We start from the raw sequence: 6,912 nt of genomic DNA, 5'->3' as shown, positions 1-6,912 counted from the left end.
GCTTATCCTCCTTTACCATTTTTAGGATACGGCTCCTGCTGACCATGCTGTGGCGTTGCACCTGGCCTTCTTTAAGGATGGCCACAGCATACTTGGGTATCGCCTGTGCCCTGGAGGAGCCTTTTGCAATGTCAATGCCATAAATGATGCCGCTATGCATACATTATGTTATTATTGGGTTGCTGGGATATATTGTTGTTCACTGACCCTTCACATATGCCACTGTTCCTTCAAGTTCTGCCTCCAGCTCATACTTGCGTTTGAAATATGCGAGGATATTCGATATATCCCTCTCCAGCAGTTCGTCTGCATGGGGATGTGACGGCTCTACATATTGAGGCCAGTCTATGATCTGCACACCTTCCTCGTGTACAAAAATATTGTACTCGCTCATGTCAGCATGGATGATACCCTTAGAATAGGTCATTTTCAATTGCTGGAAGATCTCATCCATGAACCATTGTGGATCCTCCAGCCTGGTTCTGTATAACAAGGATCCTTTTGCAATATCCATGACAAGTGCGTGCCTATTATGGTCAATAAGTTTCGGGACAGATACTTCAGGATATAGTTTGCTTATAACATCTGCCTCGCGTTTGGCTGCAAGACGGGCGGCGTATATCCATGACACGTGCTCCCGGTCACCTATATGACCACGATTGCGTTTTACCTGCGTGAAACTGGTACGACCTTCCCTGTGGAACTTTATCACCACACCTTCCGGATCACCTAGTCCCAGCTCCGGTTCCTTTATGGCTTCCAGTACTACAGATTCCTTACCGACACCGATCTCATTGCCAACGGCACTGATAGTCTTTCTCTGCACGAATGTGTGTAGAGCAAGGGCATCATACCCTTCAAAATATATCTGATAGCCTTCATATGGAATATTGGTAAAGGATAACAGTTTCAATTTAGCAAGTTTCTTAAGCCTGAAAGAGATGTGATCATAGGTCATGCGGGTGTACTTCATAACATCTTCAACAGGCACCCACTCGGAATTCTTCATTCCGATCTCTATGCCGGTAAGGATACGTATGTCCTTATTGTCCAGTTGTTTAAAAACTTTGATAACTTCATCTATCATTCTGTATTTTATATGGCAGGAAGGTTTAGATGATTTGTGGTTGGCAGGCTATTGAATGAAATATGATTTGTGCTAAATACGACTGCAAGGAGTTCCTGCAGCACATAGCCCTATATGAATTATTTGGGTAGATAAAACTCCACCACGCTTTTCAAAAAGTTCTTACAGTATTAAGAAAATAAACATGTGCATGAGTAGATATATATTATATTGAAACATATAAATATATAATTATATAAAAATAAAATAATGTATTTTAAACACTTGAACTTTTGTCTAAGAGTGAGCGATATGGACTTTAAAAAAATACCAATCAGTCGCAAGATAATTGTGATGGCATTGATCTTGACAATATTACCTGCAACAATTGTAGGATACTATGCGTATGAAAAAACTTCAAGCGCCATACAGACACAACTTAATGAAAGGCTGAACGAACAAGTTAAAATGGAAAAGGACTACATAGATGCAACTTTCACAGTAGCAGAAAGCAGCCTCCATTCAACGATGGCAGTTGCAAGAGATTTGCTATATACGAAAGGCAGTGCTAGCATTGTAAATGGAAACATGATTGTTGGCGATTATGTTGTAAATAATGATCAATCAATCGTTGATTCCATAAAAAGTAAAACAAATGCTGATGCCAGTATATTCCGTGTAAATGATGTTTCTGCAACCAGGATATCAACAACCACGATAAACGATGATGGAAGCCGTGCTCTTGGTAGCACAGTTTCATCAGATGTATATGACATAGTTGTAAAGAAGAGCCAAACATATACAGGAAGAGCAGAGGTGCTTGGAGAATGGACTTTAGCTATATATGAACCCATTAAGAACTCTGAAGGTAAGATAATAGGTATTCTCGCCATAGCTGTTCCTGAAGAAACTTACAGATTGCAAATAGAAGAACAGATGGATACCATAACTTTTGGTGAAACCGGATATATGTACGTAATGGATTCTACAGGAAAACTTGCGATCCATCCCACAAAAGAAGGCGAGAGTCTTTATGCAGAAGACTTTGCAAAAGAAATGATCGCCAATAAGGAAGGTACGATCATCTACAACTGGGAAGGCAGGGACAAGATGATGAGTTACACGTACTATGAACCTGCCGACTGGATCATTGCATCCGGCACATACATAGATGAGTTCGAAGCTCCTGTGGTTGCCATCCGCAATGGTATCATCGGCGTAGTGGCTGTGTTCATTATCCTGGGTTCCGCTTTTGCATTGATCATCAACAGGTCCATCGCTGGCGGCATAAACAGCATGGTAAAGGATTTCAAGCAGATATCCTCTGATGCTCTTGAAGGGAAGATCGACACCAGAGCAAGTACTGACGTAGGTGTGGATTTTGTCGCTATACCCACAGGACTTAACGAGATCCTGAAATCCCTCACAGATGTTATCAGTACGGTCAGCATCAATGCAAACAACATAGCTGTAACTGCAGAAGCAATGTCTACATCTATCGAGGAAACGACCGCAGCATCTGAACAGATAGCTCAAACTGTAAATGAACTGGCAAAAGGTTCACAGGACCAGTCATCTAAAACAGAGGATGTTGCCCATGCCATGACAGACATGACAAAGACCGTTCAGGACGTAGCGGCAAATTCCCAGAGAGCTGCAGAAACAGCGATCCAGTCCAATGATATAATCCAGTCCATGAGCAGATCTGCCGGAGAGCTCATCGCAAAGATGGGGGCTATCCAGAAAGCCGAAGCTGAAGCTGGAGAAGTGATAAGGGAACTGGACAAGAAGTCCAGCCAGATAAGCGAAATAGTAAGCCTTATCACAAGTATCGCAGATCAGACAAATTTACTCGCTCTGAACGCTGCCATAGAAGCAGCGCGTGCAGGCGAACATGGAAGAGGTTTTGCAGTGGTTGCCGATGAGGTTCGCAAACTGGCAGAAGATTCGGGCAATGCTGCAAAGCAGATATCAGGTCTGATCCATGATATACAGCAAGGCACGACCAATGCAGTCAACTCCATCCACAAAAGCTCTGAAGAAGTTTCCAACGGCTCCAGTGCATTGAACGAAGCCCTCGGAAGAATGAAGGACGTAGCGGAGGCGGGGAACAGTATTGCTATGATGGTACAAGAGATCGCTGCAGCAGCAGAGGAACAGTCGGCATCTATAGAAGAGATCACATCTTCGGTTGACGAGGTGGCAGCCATTTCACAGGAAGCAGCCGCTGGCACTCAGGAAGCCTCTGCAGGTGTGGAACAGCAGAATTCAGCCATGCAGGAACTGGCAAAGAATGCACAGGAACTGGCTGGTATGGCTGCAAGTATGCAGGAAATGGTCTCAAAATACATCCAGAACAAATAAGGACAACAGCAACCAAAAAAGCATCGGGCAATCATACTGTCCGGTGTTGATTTTTTTATCCATCCCAATTTAGGATTATTTTTTAACTTTTTTGCATATCAAGAACGTGGGAAGTCACATTCAATTTACATCAATTGAAATGTACTAATAATGGAATTCTTTGTCAAGGTCGATCCTTTGAAGACGAACTATTTTGATCTTATAAGGATAGAATTTAGTAACAAACGCAAGTATATATTTACTGTCTAGGACATAACTTGAATGAGAAACATCAGATAGATCCAGTTTCCTGGCTAAACTGGAGAACATTGTTTCATTTGAAAATTTGCAATACGCTTCTTTCAAGGTCCATCTGGCAAGAAAATCAGAACTATCAATAGATGGAGTGCTATCCGATAATGTTCTATCGATTGACCTTGAAATGCTTGCAACCGAGCGTGACCTTATGACCTCTATGTCGATACCCATCTCTATTTTGGATATCGCAAGGGCAACAGTATTTTCAGTGTAAGCAATACAGACATGCAGGTCATTATGATCGCGTACATGAACCCTTCCATGTTCATCCTTGCACGTAACCATATCAGACCAGGGTCTTTCTTTAAGAATGCCTGACAGATATTTTAAGAGAAGCCTGGAGATAATATATCTTTTTCTGAAATATTTCGTTTTCAGAGAATTCAGGTGCATTTTTTCCACCTTATCCAGATATTCTTCATCCAGTACTGAATAGTCTTTCAGATCTGCAATAAAAATAAGAACATCATTCTTATTCCATAGATCATTTACCTGTTTTAACGGAACAATAGAAAGTGTACAGTATTCAGTAGGAGCCATAAAACCCAGGGTCAGTATTTAATCTTATACATGATCAAGTATCGACAACTGTTTTAGTCCAAATTCCCAATAGAGCTAAAACTCATATCTATTTTGCTTCTGTTCATAACTTCAATTATGATACTATCTGGCTCTACGTATATTATTATATAATCTTATTCCCTGGGACGAATATAAGTAGGAATTTTTGGCATCGTGCAGCATGGCACATATGCCAATAATTGATGATTTTGATTATAATGAAATATCTGAGAAACAGGGTCACTATATCCATATTATAAATCTTAGACACTTTGTTACTAGTGGTCATACAGCCCCCCACCGAGATTTATATAAAAATATCCCAATATATAGCGATTTTTTTAGACAGCTTTAAATATTAGTAAGAAAATCTTTTTTGAGTTGCACAACAAAAAAAGACTCCAATAGTTGTGTTTCGGGTGGCAATAATGGAAATCAAGTCAGAGAAATCAGTTTACTTTGGGATGGCATTGCTTTTAGTGATAATGATGACAGGGATCAGTTCTGCAGATCCTGTTAACGTAGAATTGGTAAGTCATTTTAGTGGAACTTATTCAGACGTGGCGATAAATGGGAATTATATGTATCTGTTGCAGGACCAGGATCTTGTTGTAGTGGATATAGAAGACCCATCCGATCCGGCTGAGGTTGGAAGGATACGTACTCCATCTACAGCATACGATATTGCAGTAACCGGCAATTATGCATATGTGGCTGAAGGTGAGAGCGGCCTTATGATCATAGACATTGGCAATCCTGCTGCACCGGCTATTAAAGGTAGTTACGCTGCATCTGAACAGGCGAGATATGTTTATGTATCGGGCAAATATGTATATATAGCCGATGATGGCCTTGTGGTCCTGGATATTAGCGATCCTGCTGCACCGGCACTTGCAGGCAGGTATGAGATACAGGGCGATACAAATGATGTCACAGTTTCAGGAAAATATGCATACTTACTTGTTTCAGATTATACCGATAAATCTCAGGATGCATTAATTGATCTAATGGTCCTGGATATCAGTGACCCTGCTGCAATAAAATATATGGGCGATCATGGATACAGAAACAATGATGAGTACATGTCAGAAGTTGCTGTTTCCGGCAATTATGCGTATGTAACTGTCGGCAGTCAGCTCATTAACTATGGCGGCCTGACCATTTTTGATATCAGGGATCCTGCATCACCAAAAGTTGTGGCTGGATATGATGTGCCAAATCCGGATGATATTTTTGTCCTTGATGATCATGCCTACGTTACCGGTGGCCACGGCCTTTCTATCATCGACATAAGCGATCCTTTAGCACCAACCATTGCAGGAAGTTATGAGGATGGTTCCTGGGGTCCTGATGTTGCCGCATCAGGCAGCTATATCTACTTAGCCGGAGATGCTGATGACCTTGCTATTCTTCACATAAGCGCAGATCCGGGTACTGGATCCCCTTCTCCGTCACCTTCTATCACCAGCGTTGATATCGAACCTGTTGCAGGCGTAAACGAAGGTGATACCGCCACAATAACGGTATCTGTAATAAACGATGGTGGACCATCCAATGAGGGCTATATTTCGGTTTCTTTCCCCAACAATGAGGAGGTTATAGAAGTATCCGGCACTGGTAATGAATATAACAAACTATTCCCGATAGGCAGTACCATCTATGGTAGAATAGGTTCAATGACCGCAACCGATCCAGTTGCGGGACTTTCTGAATCCAGTTGGGCAACCGGTCAAACAGAAAGCCTGACCATAAAGGTCAAACCGAACTCAGGATCTTCAAAGATAGAGTTTTACGTAAGAGCTTCCCTGAAAGATGCAAGTGGTAACAATGTGCGTATCCCCGCTTCATCGGCGAACACGGACCAACAGGGATGGTATGTTGATGTGTATTCCATTGATGTACATTCGATCACAGATGTAACAGCACCTGCGTCTGTACAGAACCTTCAGCAAAGTGAAGTTGGCCCAACCCGGATCAAATGGATATGGACAAACCCTTCAGATCCGGATTTCAGCCACGTGATGGTGCACATTGACAATGCATTTGTCACAAACACTTCTGAAAACTATTACGAGCTAACCGGACTGACAGAAGGGACCACACATACCATCGGTCTTAAGACCGTTGACACAAAAGATAACATCAATCCCGAGGCAGTTAGCAATGAAGCAACTACATCATCTATAATTCCTGAGATCACCAGTGTTTCAGAAACAGCGATCACTACAAATTCAATTACACTGGGATGGGAGACTTCTTCCGATACCGCGAAAGTTCAAATATTCAGGAATAATCTACTTATCACAGATGTGAACGGATCAACATCCTATGTTGACAGCAATCTGGAAAGTGACACTACATATAGCTATACTCTGGTCCCATACAACAATGCAGGACTGGAGGGCAATGCAGTAACTATTAACCTCAGAACATCCTCTTCCGATAGTAACGGAGGAGGGAGCAGTGGAAGTAGTTCAAGCAGTAAAAGCAGTAGCAGCGGTGGAGGAGGCGGAGGTGCCGGCTCTGTCGAGGATTAATTGAACGTTGCTGTGAAAGACGTTGATCGTCAATATCTGGCAATGGATTCCAATGTATTATATGAGTTCAGTCGTGAAGGCAATGAT

Annotated in this window: 4 protein-coding genes; 2 read left to right on the top strand and 2 right to left on the bottom strand. The window is 42.1% G+C overall.

Going from position 1 to position 6,912, the window contains the following annotated elements; translation table 11 throughout:
• Nucleotides 1–199: 199 nt before the first annotated feature.
• Entirely contained in the window at nucleotides 200–1,087 is an 888-nt protein-coding gene (locus AB7U21_RS09200) for an RIO1 family regulatory kinase/ATPase (RefSeq protein ID WP_428388500.1), read from the bottom strand.
• Nucleotides 1,088–1,378: 291 nt separating this feature from the next.
• Here AB7U21_RS09200 and AB7U21_RS09195 point away from each other — a divergent pair, with 291 nt between their 5' ends.
• Nucleotides 1,379–3,430, top strand: coding sequence for a methyl-accepting chemotaxis protein (locus AB7U21_RS09195; RefSeq protein ID WP_428388498.1), 2,052 nt, complete (start codon nucleotides 1,379–1,381; stop codon nucleotides 3,428–3,430).
• Nucleotides 3,431–3,574: 144 nt separating this feature from the next.
• On the opposite strand, the gene AB7U21_RS09190 is transcribed toward AB7U21_RS09195, so the two are convergent.
• Complete coding sequence (locus tag AB7U21_RS09190) at nucleotides 3,575–4,267, bottom strand: 4'-phosphopantetheinyl transferase family protein (RefSeq protein ID WP_428388496.1); 693 nt, start codon at nucleotides 4,265–4,267, stop codon at nucleotides 3,575–3,577.
• Nucleotides 4,268–4,716: 449 nt separating this feature from the next.
• On the opposite strand from AB7U21_RS09190, the gene AB7U21_RS09185 reads away from it, so the two are divergent.
• A complete protein-coding gene (locus tag AB7U21_RS09185) occupies nucleotides 4,717–6,825 on the top strand; it encodes a beta-propeller domain-containing protein (protein ID WP_428388494.1) in 2,109 nt (702 codons plus the stop codon).
• The last annotated feature ends 87 nt before the right edge of the window (nucleotides 6,826–6,912 follow it).

Origin of the sequence: Methanomethylovorans sp. (assembly GCF_050177135.1) — an archaeon.
Lineage (GTDB): Archaea > Halobacteriota > Methanosarcinia > Methanosarcinales > Methanosarcinaceae > Methanomethylovorans.
Note: the sequence above shows the minus strand (reverse complement) of the source record. Positions and strands in the feature narration are given on the sequence as shown.